This window comes from Acinetobacter modestus, assembly GCF_014636095.1.
Classification (GTDB): domain Bacteria; phylum Pseudomonadota; class Gammaproteobacteria; order Pseudomonadales; family Moraxellaceae; genus Acinetobacter; species Acinetobacter modestus.
Genome location: NZ_BMDV01000002.1, coordinates 644,392 through 664,812 on the forward strand (window position 1 = coordinate 644,392; position 20,421 = coordinate 664,812).

Genomic DNA, 20,421 nt, shown 5'->3' on the forward strand with positions numbered 1-20,421 from the left:
TTTATTGAATTGGCGTCTTGATAAGTGCAAGAAGCTCTTTGCGGCTATAGCCTCGGGAAATGAGGACTTTCTTTATACCTTTAATCACATCTTCATCTGTCGCTTTGACTAAAGCATCCAGTAGTTGTTCATTTGATTTGCAAGAACAATCATTTTCAACGCAAGAGGTTTGGTTCTTGTGTTCATTATATTGCTGATCTGCATTAAACAATTTTTGCCAAAAACTCATAGAGCCTTCATATACAACCTAACATAGATCGAAATATAATCACTTTAAAATAAAATACAAGTCAGCTTAAGTGATAAAAGCAGCAGTTGAACTTCAGTTTTTTCGATGATTCTTTTTGTTTCTAACGAAATTATGACAGTTGAATGACTTGATCTTTGAAAAACATCATTTTTTCTAGTAAAAACTTTAAATGAAAATAGAGAGTTATGAAAACTCTCTATTTTTAATAGTTACTTTGCAATAATTTGTTTAAATCTTTTCGAGCAATACACCAGATTCCACATGATGAGTAAAAGGGAATTGATCGAACATCGCAAACTTCACAATTCGATGTGTTTGAGCTAAGGTTTTTAAGTTGTCATGTAAGGTATCTGGGTTACATGAGATATAGAGAATACGCTCAAAGCCTTGTAGTAACTTCAAGGTTTCATCATCAATCCCCGCACGTGGTGGGTCAACAAATACCGTGTCAAAGTCATAGCTCTGAATGTCGATTTCAGCTTCCTGTAATCGTCTAAACTCACGTTCGCCTTGATACGCCTGAGTAAACTCTTCGGCAGATAAACGCGCCACCTGAATATTCTCAATCTGGTTTTGCTCAATATTCCATTGCGCTGCGTAGACTGAAGATTTAGCAAGTTCAGTTGCAAGGACACGTTTAAATTTTAAAGAGAGTGGTAAAGTAAAGTTGCCATTACCACAGTACAATTCTAATAGGTCTTTCTCAGAGCTTTCAGCAGCATCACATGCCCACTCCAACATATGTTGGCACACTTGTGCATTGGGTTGTGTAAAGCTACTTTCAATTTGTTTGTATTTAAAAGTACGACCATGAACATTGAGTTGTTCAACTACGTAGTCGTCACCAATAATCACTTTTTGGCCACGGCTACGCCCCATAATTTTAATCTTCAGCTTTTCTGCTAAAGCTTTCGCAGCGATTTCCCAATCTACATCTAAACGGCGATGATAAATTAAAGTCACCAACATTTCTCCGCTCAATGTGGCGAGGAAATCAGCTTCAAAAATACGTTGTGATAAAATAGGAATTGCTTTTAATTCTTCTAATAAACGTGGCATCAAATCATTGATACTGCGATCTGCAATTGGAAACTCATCAACTCGTATAACTTCTTTTTGTTTACCATCTTCAGCACGTTCAAACATGGCATAGAACAAATCATTTTCGGTATGCCAGATACGAAACTCTGCGCGCATACGAAAGTGTTGTTCAAGTGATTGAAACACTTCTAAAGTTGGGGGATTGAACGGAGCGAATTGTGTGGTAATGCGTTCAACTTTCTCTTGAAGTTGCTGTTGATAAGATACGGTCATAAAAAGAAAGCTACAGCTGAAATCTAAAGCCGAATGGTATCAAAAAAATTAAGATCGACCTAGTTTTGTTATATGAAATATAAGAGTGAATCATAAATAAAGAAGTATTTAATTTAAACCAAGCAGGCTTTAATGTATTACTACCTGCTTTGATTCAGTTTTTAATATAAGCCTATAAATAATAACTGGTTTTAGTCATTAATTTTGATATAGCTGTCATGGTAATACGCACAGGTACAGGTAAATCAACACCTCCAGCCTTTAAGGCTGTCTCGCGGTGGTGTAATTCATCTTCATTCATTTGTTCTAAAATTTTACGTGAACGATCATCATGAGATGGAAGTTGTTGAATATGTTCCTGTAGATGTTGGCTGACTTGACGTTCCGTTTCAGCGACAAAACCTAAGCTATATTTGTCACCTGCAATACCTGCTATTGCGCCCATACCATAAGATAAACCATACCAAATTGGATTGAGTACGCTCGTATGACTGTCTAATTCTTTTAAACGCTCTTCACACCAAGCGAGATGATCTTGTTCTTCTATCGCAGCTTGTTGCATTTCTTCTCGAACATGGGGGAGTTTTGCAGTGAGCGCCTGACCGTGATAAAGCGCTTGTGCACAGACTTCGCCACTATGATTGACACGCATTAAACCTGCTACATGGCGAGCATCGCTAACACATAATTGTGAAGGTTCTGAATTTGCTGGATTAGATCGTTGAGCAGCAGTTGCCCCTGGCACTAAGCTACGAAGAGCCTGATCAAAAGAATTAATAAGTTTATCGATACCTGTAAAATGACGCATATATTAATCCTCTAAAGTATTGGGTGCATTTTCCAACAACGGTTTTAAACGCTTTAATAACCAAAATGAGAAAATTGCACTTAAAACTGCAGTAATCGTAAATAATATTTTAATATCAATTTTTAAAATGCTTAAGATTAAAATTGAGAAAACTGCAGAAGAAACCATAAATACAGCATTTAGAATATTATTTGCGGCTACCACACGCGCACGGTGAGAACGTGGTGAGTAAGCTTGCATCATTGCATATAGCGGCACAATATAAAATCCACCACTAATACCTAATAAAGTCACGGCAAGCATGACATGATAGTACACGGCGCCTTGGGTAAAAATATCTTTTAAACTCAGTAAATCGCCAGTTCGCTCAGGAACAAAAGAGAGGCTCGCTGCTAAATACAAAGCAAAGATCGTTAACCCAATCGCACCGTAAGGTACCATTTTAATATTGATCTCTGTACCACCGATACGTCTGCACAGTAAAGAGCCTACACCAATCCCAACAGAGAAAAAGGTGAGAAGTAGACTGACAACGTTTTCAGAAGCATGCAGGTTTTGTTGGGTCAATTGAGGAATTTGAGTTAAATAGGTTGCGCCATAAAACCAATACCAAGAATTACCGAGCAAAACAATAAATATGATCGGAAGGCTTTTAGCATATTTTAAAGTTTGAAAACTTGTACGAAAAAAATTCCAGTCAATTTGTAAATCTGGCGCTGCAACCTTTTGAGGTAAAATAAATCGGCTACATAAATAGCCTAAGCAAGCTATGATTACAACAGTGACACTAATCCACAATAAATTTCCTTCCGATGATGCAATGACTGCACCTCCAAGAATCATTCCTAATAATATTGCGATCGATGTACCTGATTGGAAAAGTGCATTACCAGACATCAATTCTTCTTGTTTTAGAATTTCTGGTAAAATTGCATATTTGATTGGACCAAAACAAGTTGAATGCGTTCCCATCAGAAATAATGCAAAAAGTAGTAACCATAAATTTCCAAGCAAGAACCCTGCGGTTCCAATCAACATAATGATAATTTCTAATATTTTTATAAAGCGAATTAGTTGAGATCTTTCATATTTATCAGCAATTTGCCCAGCAGTTGCAGAAAAGAAAAAGTAAGGCAAGATAAATAATAAGGCAGCTAGATTATTGAGCGTACTGACGGGAGCACTTTGTTGCTGAATCCAACCATAAGTGATCACTAAAAGTAGAGCTTGCTTAAAAACATTGTCATTTAAGGCTCCAAAAAACTGAGTGAAAAACATCGGTGCAAACCGACGTGATGTCATTAAGCGCTCATCTTGTTTCATCGTGTGTTCACTTCATTGTGTTTTATAAAAAAATGTGACGTACTGTAAAAATGCTACAAAATGCATGTATGATACTTTCATATTTGATTGGATGAAAATCAAAGATTTGAAGTATTTTCACCAGTCACAAATGATAAATTAAAAATAAGTTTAGAGTTCTACATGTCATCTAAAGCTAATTTTAAACAGTTAACGTTGGTTCATTCTATGCATTTAATATTTAAAATGCAGAGCTTTCCTAAACTTATTTGTAGTACTTTTTTAATTACTTCTTGTATATCAGCTACTTATGCGCAAGAACAATTAACAGATACATCAAATACATCAAATAATAAAACCGTAGACCAACAGTCTTTGAATCAAGTTAAATCTGATCAAAGTACTGAGGATACATCAACTGTTTTATCAAGCAGTACAAATCAGCCTCTTGCTAATCAAGCCGAACAAGACAGCTTGTTGGCATTGAAACAGCAAGAGCAGTCTAATAATCAGATTAATGAATTAAAACCGATTCAGCTTGATGATAATTTAGAAAATTTGCCAGTTATCCCTGTTGATCAAACAATGGCGAATGAAATTTTTCGTGAGGCTGAGAGTGCAAAAAATGAGGCCCAAGCTTATCGAGAAAGTACGTCAAAAAACCCACCAACAGTTGTTAATGACATTTCACAGCCTGAACTGATAGAAATTACTAAGGCTCCAGTGGATATTAATCGGCTGATGCAAGACATTCAAACCGACAGTAAGATTGTCGTTGAAGCAAATGAAACGGGTAGAACATTACCAGAGTTTCAAACACAAAGTGATCAGCCTAAAGAAAAAGTCGGGTTCTTTCGAAAAATATGGAATCGTTTTCACCCAGATAACTTAATGGGTGCAGAGAAAATCCCACGTATTACTGCTGATGTAACTGGCGCACCTCCTGCGTTGGCTGCAAATATAAAAGCAAAACTATCAAGTTTTACTCAAGAATCTTTTGAAGACTTTAACGTCGCTTTACCTCAGTTAAGAGTGTTGACCAATCAGGCTGCACAAGCTGTAGGCTATTATAATGCTACTTATAAGTTTGAACGGGTAAGTGATAATAAAGTCAAAGTCATTGTCACACCGAATGAACCCGTCCGTATTAAAGAGCAAAATATTGAATTTTCTGGTGCGGGTGAAAACTTGCCTCAATTCCAAGTTTTACGCTTGATCCCTGAACAAGACAAAGGGGACATCTTTAATCATGGTAAATATGAAACGACAAAAACAAGGATAGTGAATGCCGCATCGGATAACGGTTTTTTTGATAGTTATTGGCGTTTGCATGATGTCAAAATTAGCCAGCCAGAAAAAGTAGCTGAAATTAATCTAAAATATGAGACGGGTGAGCGATATAAACTTAAACAAGTTGAGTATCGTATGAGCGATCCAACTAAGCCATTGCCTTTAACTCAAAAAGTTTTAGATAGTTTGGCACCTTGGAAAGAGGGTGATGACTATGCATTTTGGCGTGTAAATGCCTTAGCAAATAACTTAACCAATACACGTTACTTTAATTACACATTGGTAGATACGATTAAACCTGACCCAATTCAGCCTACTTTAGAATTAGCGCCAGATCTTCAAGCTTTAGTCGATCAACAGAAAATTCAACAATCTCAATTGCTAAATAGTCAACAGAAAGCAGAGTTAGCAAGACAAAAAGTAACTTCTGCACAAGAAGTTACGCAAGATGTCGTTGATGAAACGCAATTTTCTGGAGGTCAAGCCCCTCAAGCCTATGCTTTAGCACGCTCTATGCCTTTATCACATGAACATGATGATGACGAAGAGGAACGTCAAAAATTAGAAGAGCAAACGAGAATTGAGAAAAAAATTCCAGTCGTAGTAACGCTTAATGCAGATCGTTTGAATAGTTTAGAAACTGGTATCGGTTATGGTACAGACACGGGTGCTCGTGTGCGTAGTCAATACAGACGAGCGATTGTGAATAAATATGGTCATGCATTTGATGCCAACATTGAGGTGTCACAAATTCGTCAATCTATAGATGGGCGATACAGCATCCCTTATAAACATCCACTCAACGATTACTTTAACCTTGTGGGTGGTTACGAGCGCGAAGAGCGCAACGACATTGGCCCAGATATTAATTTATTGGTTGAGTCTGCTGTTTTAGGTGGTGAACGTGTTATTAAAAATCCTTTGGGTGATTGGCAACATATCATTGGTTTACGTTACCGTTTAGATCGTCTAACTAAAAAAGGTGATATTGATATTAATGAATTACCTGACGCTTTTAAAGTATCAGGAATTGATTCGGAACAAGAATCCTTGTTATTTGGATATGAACTTTCAAAGACCAATAGTAATTCTCGCTTGAATCCAACCAAAGGTTTTAAGCAAACTTACAAGCTTGAATTAGGGACAGAGTCATTATTATCAAATGCAAATATGGCAATTTTGACAGGTGGATGGCGTTTTATTTATTCATTGGGTGAAAATGAAAATCACCAGTTTGTAGGTCGAGCTGACACAAGTTATATTTTCACAGATGATTTTAATAAAGTGCCTTATAACCTCCGTTTCTTTACTGGGGGAGACCAGTCCTTACGCGGTTTCGATTACAAAAGTCTTTCGCCAGAGGAGAACGGTTTTAAAATCGGTGGACAAGCTTTAGGCGTAGGATCTTTAGAGTACAATTATCAGTTTAAAGATGGTTGGCGAGCAGCAATTTTCTCTGATTTTGGTAATGCATATGACAAACAGTTTAGTAATCCAACCGAATACAGTATTGGTGTTGGTATCCGTTGGAGATCACCAATAGGACCAATACGGCTTGATGTGGCATCTGGTATTTCCAATGACAATAACCCGATCCGATTACATTTTTTCATCGGCTCACAGCTTTAATAATTTAAAAACATCCTTTAGAAAAGCTCAAACAATTTTAGGTTGATTATGACGGAAGTAGAACCGCAACTAACGCCACCAGTTGGACCAAGATCAGAACGACGCATCATGAGAAGTGTTGCGTTAATTTTGTCGATCATACTTTTGTTATTGGTTAGCTCTTTAATCGTTATGATTTCTACCGACAAAGGCAGTCGTTTTTTATTAGATCGGGTACTGCAAAGCCAAAAAATGATTCGTTATGAATATGAGGGTGGAAATTTACTCAGAGGAATCATCCTTAAGAATGTTTTAGTACAATTAAAAGCTGTAGATGTTTCTTTGGATCGCGCTGATGTATCTCTTGGTTGGCGCGCAATCTTAAATAAAGAAATACATTTAAGTCATGCTGATGTGCGTAATCTGAAAGTGATCAACAAAAAACCGCCTTCAGGTAAACCATTTGCCTTTGATGCAATCAAACTTCCATTCGTATTACGTGTAGATGAAGCAACTCTTGATCATCTTGAGATTAAAACTCAAACATCGAAAGTTGGTTTTAATGATATTTACTTGAAAGATGCCCTATGGTCTGGAACCAAATTAGAGTTTAAGGACTCTAAAATGGATATGGGATATTTGGCAGTCCAACACGCTACAGGGAAAATGGATTTTAGTGGTAAATATCCAATTAATGCGAAAGCAGATCTCATTATTCCATCGTTAAAAAGTTTAAATATTCATACTATTAAAGTTGTTGCAGCGGGATCTTTAGATACATTAAAAGCAGGTATCGCAACCCAGACCCCAGATTTATTAACGGGTTGGGCTGTTATACACCCAGTACGCGATCATGTACCGATGCAAGGCGAACTGCTTTTTAAAAACTATCATTTACCTTTGTTGCAAGAACAGAAATTATTTGCCAAAGATGGTGTTGCAAGATTTAGCGGTGATATTCAAAAATTGGTTCTAAATCTAGATACTGATTTGAAAGGTGAGCAAATACCCGAAGGTAAATACAATGCTTTAATGGAGACAGATCTAAAGAATCAATTGAATATTCAAGACTTTAATGGTCAATTAATGGGTGGATCTATTGCGCTCAAAGGTTTAGTCAATTGGCATGAGCATGTTTCATGGGATATTAAAGGTCGTTTGGATCATTTAAATCCTAAAGATAAAACTGTTCCGCAAATCGCACAGGATTTTTTACCACCTAATTTAGATGCTAATTTAAGTTCATCCGGATCTTTGGAAAAAGGTTTAGCTTTAAGTGCACAGCTTGCTTTTGATAAATATGAAACTTGGGCTGTTAAACTCAATCAAGCTGCATCGAAAGATCACAAACCGCAGCCGATGCTATTAAATGTTGCATGGAAAAATATAGATCGAGCAGTCCCTTATATTGGTTGGTTGAGTAGCGAAGACGGTCATACCGACATCGCCTTAAAACAAGGTCAACAAGATATCTATGTTTCTACAACTGTGAAACCTCATGAGAAAGCATTATTACCAACAGGTAAATATGATGCCCGTCTTGATATAAAATCAAATCTGCTGAATGTTGAAAACTTTCGTTATCAGGCTGCGAAAGGTAGTTTGTCTGGGCAAGCAAAAGTTAAATTACCTACTGAAAAGCAACAGTTAGCGTGGCAGGCTCAGCTTAAAGCCGAGAATTTCAATCCACAAACAGTCGTTGCTACAGCACCTGTTAATCTATTAAATGGCGATATTAAAGCAACTGGTTTTGCAAAACCGAATCAACAAATCATTCAACTTGATCGTATTGATTTAAAAGGTCAAATTGTTCAGTCAGATCGTATAGAGACCGTTGCATTAAAAGGCAAAAGTACAGCCGCTTTAATGTTTAATGATCAGAAGTCTGGTGGAGGTTTTAAAAGTTTTGCAGTTGATTACAACGGTTCATTAAATGCATTAAATCAAGGCAATGGATTGTTGAAAATCAACGTAGCAGGGACACCAGAATATATAAAAATTAATGAGTTAAAACATGATGGCGTGGCAGGTAAGATTTTTGCTACAGGTGCTGTGAACCTAAAAGATAAACTTGGTTGGGATATCAATGCATCTTTAGTACGCTTCAAACCACAGTATTTTGTTTCAACTCTTAAAGGTGAACTCTCAGGGCATGTTAAAACACAAGGTGTTTGGTCTGAAAAGCTTAAGCGCATCGATATTCGGGATTTAAACGCGGCAGGTTTTCTTAATAATAAACCTGTTCGTGGTCGTGGCAATCTTACTTTATTGTTAGACTCCAATCAGAAAGGCTTTTTACCACAACAGTTTGAAGCCAATAACTTATTTTTTGCCTATGCTCAGAACCAGTTACAAGCCACAGGCAATGCACAAAGTTTAAGAGTGAAACTGAATGCTCCAGCCCTGTATGAGCTTTATCCAGGTTTGCAAGGTCGTGCCTACGGCGTTTTAAACGTTCAATCACAACCACGTTTAAAAGCAACGGCAAATATTGCCGTAGATAATTTTGCATTTAATGAATTGGCGAGTATTCGATCTTTACGTATTCAAGGTGAATTGCCAACTTCTGAAGCAACACCTACATTATTAGTTGCCAAAGTTGATCATTTACGTAGTGGTAATCGTGAAATAGAAAATGCAACGATTAACTTGGGTGGTACGCGCAAAGCACATGTATTAAAAGTTGAAAGTAATAATCGCCAATCTAATTTTTATGTACAGCTTGCAGGTGGTTTCAATCAGAATAATGAATGGTTAGGACAATTACAAAAAGGTCACTTTAAATCACGCCGTATTGATTTAGTACAAAATCAAAGCGCAGCTATCATTTATTCTACAGCCCAATCTGAACTTTATATTGGACAGCATTGTTGGCAAAGTCTGCATAGTCAGGTTTGTTTAGATCAATCGGCACGTATTAGCCAAAATAAAGGAAATTTTTCAGTTGTTACCAAAAATCTAGATTTAAATGATTTTGCGGTATTCATGCCAGAAGGTTTAGCAGTTACTGGTCAACTGAATGGTTATGCTCGAGCTTCGTGGGCTAAAGGTAGTCGCCCAAAACTGGATGCAAGTTTAGTCACTCGTAAAGGTGAAATAGGTCTTGCACCTGATGATCCTCAAGATATTGCTACCACAGTCACCTATGATGAATTGAGCTTAATTGCGAAAAGTGTCAATGATGGCTTGTTATTCCGTGTGGATATGAAAACACCAGACATTGGTACAGGTTACGCTAACGTGATCGTGAATCCATTTCAAAATGGAATGCCAATGCGTGGTGAAGTTGCTTTTGATGATGTACAACTCAAAGTATTCAAGCCATTTATTAAAGATGTACGTTCAATGGCGGGTACATTAGCACTTGCTGGAAAAATTAATGGCACACTGACTCAACCACAATTTACAGGTGAAATGCGCTTAAAAAATGGTGCAATTAGTATGATTTCACTGCCTGTAAATCTAAATAATATCCAGCTTTATTCGTCTATTCGACAAGATTCAGCAAGTATTGATGGTGCGTTCAACAGTGGACAAGGGGTTGGGCGATTAAAAGGTAGCTTCGATTGGAAAGAAGATCCTCATCTCGCGCTTAGTTTGAAAGGCGATAATCTTTTAATTCGACAAGCGCCGATGATTACCGCAATCGTGCAACCAGATTTAAATTTGGATGTTTACCCATTTAAACAACAATTGAGTTTAAGAGGAACGATTGATGTACCACGTGCTCGTATTTCTATGCCAGAGACTACTGCACCAGTTGTAAATATTTCACCAGATGTACGAGTCGTACAGCAAGGACAAGATTTATTTGCAACATTGAAAGCAGCTAAACCATGGGATATTCGTGCGGATATGACACTGACATTGGGTAATCAAGTGATCTTCCAAGGTTTTGAAAGTAATATTCCATTGGTTGGTCGCTTGCACTTATCACAACGTGGTTTAGAAACTGCAATGCGAGCGAATGGTGCTATTGGTGTAAGTCAGAAAGTGAAGATTGAAGCTTATGGTCAAAGCTTAGATTTAAACAGAGCAATCGCACGTTTTAATGGTCCACTTGCGAATCCAACACTTGATATTGATGCGAATAAATCAGTCCAAGGTAGTATGGTTGGTTTACGTGTGACTGGGACAGCAACCGTTCCAAATGTTCAAATTTATAATGATGCAGGTCTATCTGAACAAGAAGCATTGAATGCATTGGTCACAGGTCGTATCAATGAAGGAAGTAGCGGCCTAAGTAATACAGAAGGCTTTAAATCTGATGTAAACAATACTATTGCAGCCGCAGGCATTAGTATGGGCTTAGGAGGAACGCGGGCCTTAACGAATCAGATTGGTCGAACATTTGGTCTCAGTGGTTTAGCACTTGATGCACAGGGTACAGGTGATGACACTCAAGTGAGTTTAACGGGCTATATCACGCCAGACCTGTTTATTCGTTATGGCATAGGCGTGTTTACACCTGTAAATAAATTGACCTTGCGTTATCAAATGAATCGCCGTTTATACTTAGAAGCAAGTCAATCGTTAGAGCGAGCCATTGACGTATTCTATAATTGGCGCTTTTAAAGCTTTTTTAGAAAACCTGTTTTATGAAAATAATGCAGGTTTTTTATGCTAGATATTTTTAAAAATATGTTAAAATAAAAATAAGCTATTGAAAAATATATAGATTAATGACATTTTTTGGAGAGAGTGGATGAAACCTGTCACTTTAAGTCAACTTTTGGCAACTATAGGCTTAATATTGCTCAGCTTTACATTCCAAGCAAATGCAAAAGAGTATTATAAATGGGTCGATTCGAAAGGAGTAACGACTTATTCTGCAACACCACCGCCCACTCAGAAGCAAGATCCTCAACTTGATCCAACTAAAAAAAATATAAATTCAACAGTGACAACTCCCAGTGTGATAAATGTTTCCGTGGCCAATAACAAAGAACAAAAAAATGTTCCAACGGTAACAACACAAACAGCGAAATCAACAGGTACAACTACTGCAACATCAAATGCAACCATTACAGCCGCGAGTGAAGCATTGATCCCTGTGAAGAATTGCAATGGTGTAAGATGTTGGGATGCGAAAGGTAAACCTTATAATTTAGTTGCAGGCACAACGTATCTTTCTTCTACAGGTGGTAAATGTCAGAAAATGGGTAATAGCATGCGATGCAGTAAATGATTTGTATTATTTTATTGCAGCTCATACCAATTTAAACGCTTCTTTTTTGCAAAATGAACAACTTTCAGTATGATGTGTGCATCAAATTAATCGCAGTACGATGATGAAAATTTTTTTTTTGATTGCAATAGGTTTGGTGTTAGTTGGTTGTGCAGATAAAAAACAATTAACTCCAGCAGAACAGTGGCATGGTTATTGTGTCAGTGTGGGCAATGCGGCGCGTTCAATTACTTTGGACCGTCAAAATGGCATTGAACAAAAGCAAGCAAAAGAACATGCAGATAAAATTGAAGATGAAACAACACGTAAATTTATCTTTGAAATTATTGAAACGGTATATGCAATGCCAATCGATCGACTGAAGGCGAACCCTGATGCAGAACGTGAACAGTTGAAACAGAAATTTACTGAACAATGCTTGGCTACACCACATGACCAGCTACCAAAGTATAAATCATTTTAATAGGTTCATTAGAAAGACAACATCAGTTGTCTTTTTTTATGCATGTAATTTGTTGTTTTATTAAGCTTTGATCTAAGACCAAAGCGGTATTCAAAAGAGACGAACATTTCGCTATAAAATAATGGGCATCACGTAGAAATACGGTAGTTGCATTAACTTTTAACGCGAAGTCTAGTAAAATTTTGCTGTCCATATTACTTGTAAAGCTTGTAGCAAGCTGGAACTTACAAGTAATTTTTTAAAAAAGAGGAATAACACTGTGCTAGAAGCTTACCGCCAACACGTTGAAGAACGTGCCGCACTCGGAGTCCCACCGAAGCCGCTTGATGATGCTCAAACTGCTGAACTTGTAACTTTATTAAAAAATCCACCAGCAGGCGAAGAAGCATTTTTAGTAGATTTGCTTGAAAACCGTGTTCCAGCAGGTGTTGACCAAGCTGCGTATGTTAAAGCTGCTTTCTTGGCTGCTCTAGCAAAAGGCGAAGCAACTTCTCCACTTGTAACTAAAGAGCGTGCAGTTTACTTACTAGGTACGATGCTTGGTGGTTATAACGTTGCTCCTTTAGTTGAACTTCTTGACAATGCTGAGCTTGCTGAATTAGCTGCAGAAGCATTAAAGAAAACTCTTCTTGTATTTGATGCATTCCATGATGTAGCAGACAAAGCAAAAGCAGGCAATGCTGCGGCTAAAGCTGTTTTACAATCTTGGGCTGAAGCAGAATGGTTCACGAGTCGTGCTGACGTTCCAGAAGAAATCAAAATCACTGTGTTCAAAGTAACAGGTGAGACGAATACTGATGACTTGTCTCCAGCTCAAGACGCTTGGAGCCGTCCAGATATCCCATTACACGCAAATGCAATGTTGAAAAACGAGCGTGACGGTATCAATCCTGAAAAACCAGGTGAAGTTGGTCCATTAAACCAAATCAAAGAATTGATCGCGAAAGGCAACCAAGTTGCTTACGTTGGTGACGTTGTTGGTACGGGTTCAAGCCGTAAATCTGCAACTAACTCTGTACTTTGGTTCTTCGGTGACGAACTTCCACACATTCCAAACAAAAAAGATGGTGGTGTGTGCTTAGGTTCTAAGATCGCTCCAATTTTCTTCAATACAATGGAAGATGCAGGTGCATTACCTGTAGAAATCGACGTTGCTAACATGAACATGGGTGACGAAGTTGTATTGAAAATTGATCATACTGCTGCAAAAGTTACTGCATTCAAAGACGGTGCACAAATTGCAGAAGCTGAGCTTAAAACGCCTGTACTTTTAGACGAAGTACGTGCTGGTGGTCGTATTAACTTGATCATTGGTCGTGGTTTAACTGCGAAAGCGCGTGAAGAATTAGGTCTCGCACCTTCTACTTTATTCCGTACTCCAGTACAACCTGCTGACACTGGTAAAGGCTTTACACAAGCTCAGAAGATGGTTGGTCGTGCATGTGGTTTAGCTGAAGGTCAAGGTATCCGTCCAGGTACTTACTGTGAACCTAAGATGACAACTGTTGGTTCTCAAGATACAACTGGTCCTATGACTCGTGACGAGTTAAAAGACTTAGCGTGCTTGGGCTTCTCAGCTGACTTAGTGATGCAGTCTTTCTGTCACACTGCTGCGTATCCAAAACCAGTTGACGTCACAACTCACCATACATTACCTGACTTCATTATGAACCGTGGTGGTGTATCTTTACGTCCAGGTGACGGTATTATCCACTCTTGGTTAAACCGTATGTTACTTCCAGATACTGTTGGTACTGGTGGTGACTCACATACACGTTTCCCAATCGGTATTTCATTCCCAGCGGGTTCTGGTCTTGTTGCGTTTGCAGCTGCAACTGGTGTTATGCCACTTGATATGCCTGAATCTGTACTTGTTAAGTTCAAAGGTAAAATGCAGCCTGGTATCACTTTACGTGACCTTGTACATGCGATTCCTTACTATGCGATCAAAGCTGGTGACTTAACTGTAGAGAAGAAAGGTAAGAAAAACATCTTCTCTGGTAACATCCTTGAGATCGATTTATCAGAAATGGAAAATGACTTGACTGTTGAGCAAGCATTTGAACTTTCTGACGCATCTGCTGAGCGTTCTGCTGCTGGCTGTTCAATCACACTTTCTGAAGAGAAAGTTGCTGAATACCTACGTTCTAACATCACCATGTTGAAGTGGATGATCGCAGAAGGTTATGGCGATGCTCGTACAATGGCGCGCCGTGCTGAAAACATGCAGAAGTGGTTAGACAACCCAAGCTTGTTAAAAGCGGATGCTGATGCAGAATACTTAAAAGTTTATGAAATCGATCTTGCTGACATCAAAGAACCAATTCTTTGCTGCCCGAACGATCCAGATGACGCGAAACTTCTTTCTGACGTTCAAGGCGACAAAATTGATGAAGTATTCATCGGTTCTTGTATGACCAACATTGGTCACTTCCGTGCTGCGGGTCAGTTACTTGACAAAGTACCAAGCGGTTCATTGTCTACTCGTTTATGGTTGGCTCCACCAACGCGTATGGACGAGCATCAATTGATGGAAGAAGGTTTGTATAACATTTATGGTCGTGCTGGTGCGCGTACAGAAATGCCGGGCTGTTCATTGTGTATGGGTAACCAAGCACGTGTAGCACCGAACACTACATGTGTATCGACTTCTACTCGTAACTTCCCGAACCGTTTAGGTCAAGGTGCAAACGTTTACTTAGCTTCTGCTGAGCTTGCATCTGTAGCTGCGGTTCTTGGTAAATTACCAAGCCCAGAAGAATATCAACAGTACGCGTCGCAAATCGACAGTGCTGCTGCTGACATCTACAAATACTTAAACTTCGACAAGATGGGCGAATATACTAAAGAAGCTGATCAAGTTGATACTAAGAAAATTCAAGCTGCTCAATTGACTTAATTTGTTGATTTAGCTAAAAATAAGGGCTGAGTAATCAGCCCTTATTTTTTATAAAATGAAAAGTATTTTGACGATAAAAGATAATATTTCTGAACTAGTTAACATTATCCATAAAAAGCAGAAGGTTGAGGATCTAGAAATAGCAATTAAAGATTTACTTTCTTTAATGTTAAAGGATTATCCTTATTTAAAACCGCCAAAATTTTCAATTATTCCGACAAAAACTTTAGCATTTTCTGTTTGGTATGAGGAACCAAATGCAATTACAGAGACATTACTGATTGAGCAAAATGGTTTTACTGCTTATTTATGGAGGTGTGATGACCAAAAATGGTATTTGGATGATTTAGATTCTGAGCCTCATGAAATTGCTTGCAAATTAATAAAAAATATACCCGTACTTCACTCTATACCTGAGAACCCGAAAGAGATTAAGCATTTACTTGAAATTGGATTAATATATTTTAATCCAATTTTATTTCCTTGTTTTTCAAATAAAAAATTAGACGACAGTAGGGAAGTATTAACATGGGACGATCGCTTTTTATTAGTAGGTACTCAACTGAAGAATCTTAAACTTTATAGCCATGAAGAGTGGAAAGCTTTGATCGATAGAGAAAACTACCATTTAAACTGAGGTTCTATTTATGCCACTACTACATGATTTTGTTTTATTGAATAAAAATGAATTTTCTTATGATGATTGCTGCAGGCTAGTCGGTAAGGTTTCTTATGATGTTTCAATTCATGATGATCTTATTATTTATTTTAATGATTTTTTAAAATGGATACCTACATATAATCCAAGTTTAAAAATAAAACATACTGGGTTAAATTATTATGGTGTAACAGTGATTGATGGAGATGGGGCCAAAGAAGCATTTCAATTGTTTTCTAGTCTAGTTAATCTATTAAAGTTATCACCAAAAATTTTAACGTTAACAGGTATATATACTTTTGTTCATGCATATGATGATGTGATTGACCCAAATGAAAATGTTGATCGTATTTTACGAGAAACAGCAGGTTATGAAAAAATCATTATGCAAAAGAGTGACGTGATAGGACAATTTGAAATATTGGCAGAACTTATGCAGAAGATCATTCATTCCAATAATAGTTTGTATGTTCTACATTTGGGTATTTAAATTTAGAGGAACATTTCTATTCGTACAGAATGTTCCTCATATTTAATCACCAATAACCCAACATTTTCCACCAAAGTCCGCCAATCGCCACAAAAATGATGATATTGACGACACTCATGACAAAGCCTGCCTTCCACCATTCACCCAATGTGGTGTAACCTGAGCCAAATACCACAGGCGATGTACCTGTTGCATAATGAGTTAGGGTCATCATGATGCTAGAAGCCGCTGCCATCATTAAGGCAAACAACATCGGTGGGGCACCTAATGCCAGTCCCGCTGTATAAAAGGCTGCAAACATGGCGGTGATATGTGCTGTTGTACTTGCAAACATATAATGTGCATATAGATAGGCGAGCATCAGTAATAAACAGGCAGGCATCCAGCTGAGACCTAAATGACCAATCCCTGTTTCAAGCACACCTGAGAACCATGTGATTAAACCGAGCTTATTTAAATAAGTTGCCATCATCACCAAAGCAGCAAACCACGTAATAGTATCCCATGCGCTTTTTTGCGTCAGGATATCTTCCCAAGTCAGTACACCTGTAATCAACAGCAATCCTAAGCCAATAAAGGCAGTTGTGGTTGGATCAACCACCCAAGCTGAGCCAAAGATCATGGCAGGAATACCCGCCCATAACAGCAGTAAAATCCCAAATACACCGAGCATAATGATTTCATTTTTGCTGACAGGGCCCATTTCTTTTAACTTGGTTTTCGCAAACTGAGCTGCATTGGGTGTTTCTTTGACTTCAGGTGGATACATCCAGTACATAATCAAAGGCATGATGATTAAGGCAATTAAACCGGGTAATAACATCGCCAGTGCCCATGTACTCCAGCTCAAGGAAATCTGACTGTTGGTTGCTTTCGCCACCAGATCAACCACTAATGGGTTAGGGGCAGTTGCGGTAATAAACATCGCAGAAGTAATTGGATTGGCTTGGTAGTTCACTAAAGCTAAATATTTCCCCATACGACCTTCAGTGCCTTTGGCTGGGTCTGAGTCATAACTGGTGGAAATCGCACGTACAATTGGATGAATAATCCCACCACCACGAGCCGTATTACTAGGTGTCACTGGCGCAAGAATCAGTTCAGACAGCACCATGCTATACCCAATACCAATGGTTTTCTTGCCCCAAACCGCGATAAACAAATAGCCTAAGCGTGCACCTAATCCTGTTTTTTGCAAACCTTTGGAAATCATGATCGAAATACCAATCAACCAAATCAGAGGGTTAGCAAAACTACTGAGTGCGTCTTGGATAGCCCCGCTAGGACTATCATTGGTGACACCCGTCACGGCGACTAAGGTAATAGCAATAATCGCAATTGCACCAATTGGCATGGCTTTACCAATAATCGCGGCAATGACACCGACAAACATTGCTAACAAATGCCATGCATTCGGATCGACACCAGAAGGAACTGGAATAATGAACCATATGAGGAGCGAAATGAATAAAGAAATAAGGGTTGGAATAGGCTTGAATCCCACGTGAATTCCCCTTGTTGTCATGGGTTTAATAAAATTTATAGTTGTGTATAAATGAGCATTTAAAAAATTTTCATTAAAGATTGATTATTAAAAGCCAAAGAGAAAAGTTCAAAGGTAATTTTGTGTATAGAGCGTTATTTTGATTGATAAGTAAAATTATTGTCTTTGCTCAAAATCACTTATCAAATCGTTAAGCAACATGTTACATTTTTAGCTTAGTTTACATCATGATCTGTACGGTATGGCTCAACTTTCATGGCAACGGTTGCGACTTTTTATTTATAATAACCTTCATAACGATGACTACAAAAGTACAATAAGTGCTTGTATTAACTATTTATTAATTATTCTCATTATTGGTAATGTTGCTGCTGTTCTCCTTGAATCGATTAATGAAATTTATAAGTTGTACAAACCTTATTTTGACGTATTTGAAAATATCTCAATCCTGATTTTTAGTGGAGAGTATTTATTAAGATTATGGAGTATCGTCGAAAAAAATCCAGACGAGGCTGCATGGAAGCAGCGTATTCGTTGGATGAAAAGTGGCGGGGCAATTATAGATTTAATGGCGATTTTACCTGCATATCTTAATTTCTTTGTTCATATCGATTTACGTTTTTTACGAGTTCTACGTTTATTCCGCTTACTCAAACTGACCCGATATTTTGTTTCATTACAGATATTGTTAAGGGTAATTCAACGAGAAAAAGGTTCTTTCCAAGCCGTTATTTTTATTTTAGTGATTATGATTGTCATGACTGCATCAGCAATCTATGTCGTTGAAAATAAAGCTCAGCCAGAAGCATTTAGTTCGATTCCACAAGCTATGTGGTGGGCGGTAGTCACATTGACGACAGTGGGTTATGGTGATGTGACACCAGTGACCAATTTAGGTCGAATACTTGGTGCATTTATTACTGTTTTAGGTGTTGGTATTGCAGCATTACCCGCGGGTATTTTAGCATCAGGTTTAGCAAATGAATTGAATCAACGTAATCAACGGCTTGAGCAGGAGTTTCGGGAAGTTCTGCAAGCGAAAGGTTTAGATTTATTACACAATCAAGACGAAATAGAACGCATCCGTAAAAAGGTTGGATTACCGAAAGAACAAACCCATGAAATCATTATGCAACTGATGAGAGAAAAATTCTTAGAAGAGCAGGAACAGGAGAAGAAATCTTATCGTTTCTGTCCACATTGTGGTGAGAAGCTTTCGGAGTAAGGTGGCAGAATTATTTTAACAATCAATCAAAAAAAATCTTTTTGGCTGCTATATTGTCTGCAAGTTTGAAAATATTTTTTATCTGAATTTATGAGTTTACTGACTTTTTTATCATTTGTAATTTATTCGATTGTGACCTCCATTACACCGGGGCCAAATAATATTATGTTAGCTGCTTCTGGACTAAACTTTGGCTTTAAAAAGAGTATTCCACATATTTTGGGCATTGGCTTTGGTTTTGGAGTCATGGTCAGTTTAGTTGGTTTCGGTATTGGTGCAACCTTAGGTCAATCTGCTGTGATGTATGAAACACTTAAAATAATAGGCATTGTCTATTTATTATATTTGGCATATAAAATTTATGGTGCGGGTAGCGTACAAGCTGATGAACGTCCAGAAAAACCATTAAATTTTATTGGGGCAGCTCTGTCTCAATGGGTCAATCCTAAAGCATGGATTATGGCGATGGGTGCAATCGCAACTTATAGTACTGTAGATAGCCATCTCGCTGAGTTTATTTTTATTGGTACAGTATTTGGTGTAGTGAGTATCCCATGTGTAGGTATTTGGGCATACATGGGTGAGCGCTTACAAAAGATTGTCAATAATCAGAAAAAAGTTCAACTCTTTAATGGATCTATGGCCTTACTTTTGGTCATTTCAATAATAAAGCCAAGTATAGATTCCGTAAAATTTTTCTTTTTCTAATTCGATGTTTGACCTGACCAAGCGATCTACTGGAATATGTTTTTGCTTTGATGTTAATGTAATTAAAAATAAAATTAATTTGAGAGTTTGATATGAATCAACCAAAGATTCTATGTTTAGCAGCTATTATTTTAATTTTGTTGCTGCTTTTATCTGGCTTACAGCCGTATGATAGAGCGACATGGTTGATGGAAGTTGTTCCTGTCCTCGTTGTTTTACCTATCTTATTTGCAACTTATTCAAGATTTCCATTAACTAATCTCTTGTATAGCCTAATTTTTTTGCATGCAATGGTATTAATCGTCGGTGGGGCATATACCTATGCACGTGTACCTTTAGGTTTTGAGATCGCTCAATGGTTCAGTTTAGATCGAAATCCTTATGACAAGATTGGACATTTTATGCAAGGTTTTGTGCCTGCCATAGCTGCACGGGAAATTTTGATTCGACATCAGATTTTAGCCAAAGGGAAAATGCTTAGTTTTATTGTGATCTGTATTGTGCTAGCCATTAGTGCGACTTATGAGTTGATTGAATGGGCAGCTGCATTAGCACTTGGACAAGGTGCGCAAGAGTTTCTTGGTACACAAGGATATGAGTGGGACACTCAATCTGATATGTTCTTTGCCTTAATAGGAGTGATTGCAGCCTTGTTATTCTTATCTAAATGGCATAACCAACAACTCAATAAATTGATCAGTTCATATCGATAAA

The 20,421-nt window shown here is 37.8% G+C and carries 15 protein-coding genes; 10 read left to right on the forward strand and 5 right to left on the reverse strand.

The features are described from left to right. Position 1 precedes the first annotated feature (1 nt). From IEV17_RS07335 to IEV17_RS07350, 4 genes are all read right to left on the reverse strand, one after another. Positions 2-229, reverse strand: a complete 228-nt coding sequence (locus IEV17_RS07335; RefSeq protein WP_004661846.1) for a hypothetical protein — start codon at positions 227-229, stop codon at positions 2-4. Between the two features lie 249 nt (positions 230-478). Further along, positions 479-1,564 carry a tRNA (uridine(54)-C5)-methyltransferase TrmA gene (gene trmA / locus IEV17_RS07340; RefSeq protein WP_004661848.1) on the reverse strand — a complete coding sequence of 362 codons (1,086 nt, stop codon included), beginning with the start codon at positions 1,562-1,564 and terminating at the stop codon, positions 479-481. A gap of 172 nt (positions 1,565-1,736) precedes the next feature. Next, positions 1,737-2,372 carry a 2-polyprenyl-3-methyl-6-methoxy-1,4-benzoquinone monooxygenase gene (gene coq7, locus IEV17_RS07345; protein ID WP_004661849.1) on the reverse strand — a complete coding sequence of 212 codons (636 nt, stop codon included), beginning with the start codon at positions 2,370-2,372 and terminating at the stop codon, positions 1,737-1,739. Between the two features lie 3 nt (positions 2,373-2,375). Beyond that, positions 2,376-3,695 carry an MFS transporter gene (locus IEV17_RS07350; protein WP_004661852.1) on the reverse strand — a complete coding sequence of 440 codons (1,320 nt, stop codon included), beginning with the start codon at positions 3,693-3,695 and terminating at the stop codon, positions 2,376-2,378. Between the two features lie 162 nt (positions 3,696-3,857). Here IEV17_RS07350 and IEV17_RS07355 point away from each other — a divergent pair, with 162 nt between their 5' ends. The 7 genes from IEV17_RS07355 to IEV17_RS07385 all read left to right on the forward strand — a co-directional run bounded on the left by IEV17_RS07355 (position 3,858) and on the right by IEV17_RS07385 (position 16,270). After that, positions 3,858-6,593: an autotransporter assembly complex protein TamA gene (locus tag IEV17_RS07355; protein WP_004661854.1), complete on the forward strand. Its 2,736-nt coding sequence runs from the start codon at positions 3,858-3,860 to the stop codon at positions 6,591-6,593. A 48-nt stretch (positions 6,594-6,641) separates the two neighbouring features. Beyond that, entirely contained in the window at positions 6,642-11,147 is a 4,506-nt protein-coding gene (locus IEV17_RS07360) for a translocation/assembly module TamB domain-containing protein (protein ID WP_004661855.1), read from the forward strand. Between the two features lie 130 nt (positions 11,148-11,277). Continuing rightward, on the forward strand, positions 11,278-11,760 hold the full coding sequence (locus IEV17_RS07365; RefSeq protein WP_004661856.1) for a DUF4124 domain-containing protein: 483 nt from the start codon (positions 11,278-11,280) through the stop codon (positions 11,758-11,760). Between the two features lie 103 nt (positions 11,761-11,863). Then, entirely contained in the window at positions 11,864-12,223 is a 360-nt protein-coding gene (locus IEV17_RS07370; RefSeq protein WP_004661857.1) for a hypothetical protein, read from the forward strand. 259 nt (positions 12,224-12,482) lie between these two features. Beyond that, on the forward strand, positions 12,483-15,122 hold the full coding sequence (locus IEV17_RS07375) for a bifunctional aconitate hydratase 2/2-methylisocitrate dehydratase (RefSeq protein WP_004661858.1): 2,640 nt from the start codon (positions 12,483-12,485) through the stop codon (positions 15,120-15,122). A 55-nt stretch (positions 15,123-15,177) separates the two neighbouring features. Beyond that, positions 15,178-15,759, forward strand: a complete 582-nt coding sequence (locus tag IEV17_RS07380) for a hypothetical protein (RefSeq protein WP_004661860.1) — start codon at positions 15,178-15,180, stop codon at positions 15,757-15,759. A 10-nt stretch (positions 15,760-15,769) separates the two neighbouring features. Next, the gene (locus IEV17_RS07385) at positions 15,770-16,270 is read left to right on the forward strand and encodes a hypothetical protein (protein ID WP_004661862.1); all 501 of its coding nucleotides are present in this window, start codon (positions 15,770-15,772) and stop codon (positions 16,268-16,270) included. Between the two features lie 46 nt (positions 16,271-16,316). Here IEV17_RS07385 and IEV17_RS07390 read toward each other — a convergent pair whose 3' ends face one another. Further along, entirely contained in the window at positions 16,317-17,774 is a 1,458-nt protein-coding gene (locus IEV17_RS07390) for a DASS family sodium-coupled anion symporter (protein ID WP_004661864.1), read from the reverse strand. 241 nt (positions 17,775-18,015) lie between these two features. Here IEV17_RS07390 and IEV17_RS07395 point away from each other — a divergent pair, with 241 nt between their 5' ends. The 3 genes from IEV17_RS07395 to IEV17_RS07405 all read left to right on the forward strand — a co-directional run bounded on the left by IEV17_RS07395 (position 18,016) and on the right by IEV17_RS07405 (position 20,420). Further along, the gene (locus IEV17_RS07395) at positions 18,016-18,999 is read left to right on the forward strand and encodes an ion transporter (RefSeq protein WP_004661866.1); all 984 of its coding nucleotides are present in this window, start codon (positions 18,016-18,018) and stop codon (positions 18,997-18,999) included. A 90-nt stretch (positions 19,000-19,089) separates the two neighbouring features. Next, entirely contained in the window at positions 19,090-19,707 is a 618-nt protein-coding gene (locus IEV17_RS07400; RefSeq protein WP_004661868.1) for a LysE family translocator, read from the forward strand. A gap of 92 nt (positions 19,708-19,799) precedes the next feature. Then, complete coding sequence (locus IEV17_RS07405) at positions 19,800-20,420, forward strand: DUF2238 domain-containing protein (protein ID WP_004661869.1); 621 nt, start codon at positions 19,800-19,802, stop codon at positions 20,418-20,420. The last annotated feature ends 1 nt before the right edge of the window (position 20,421 follow it).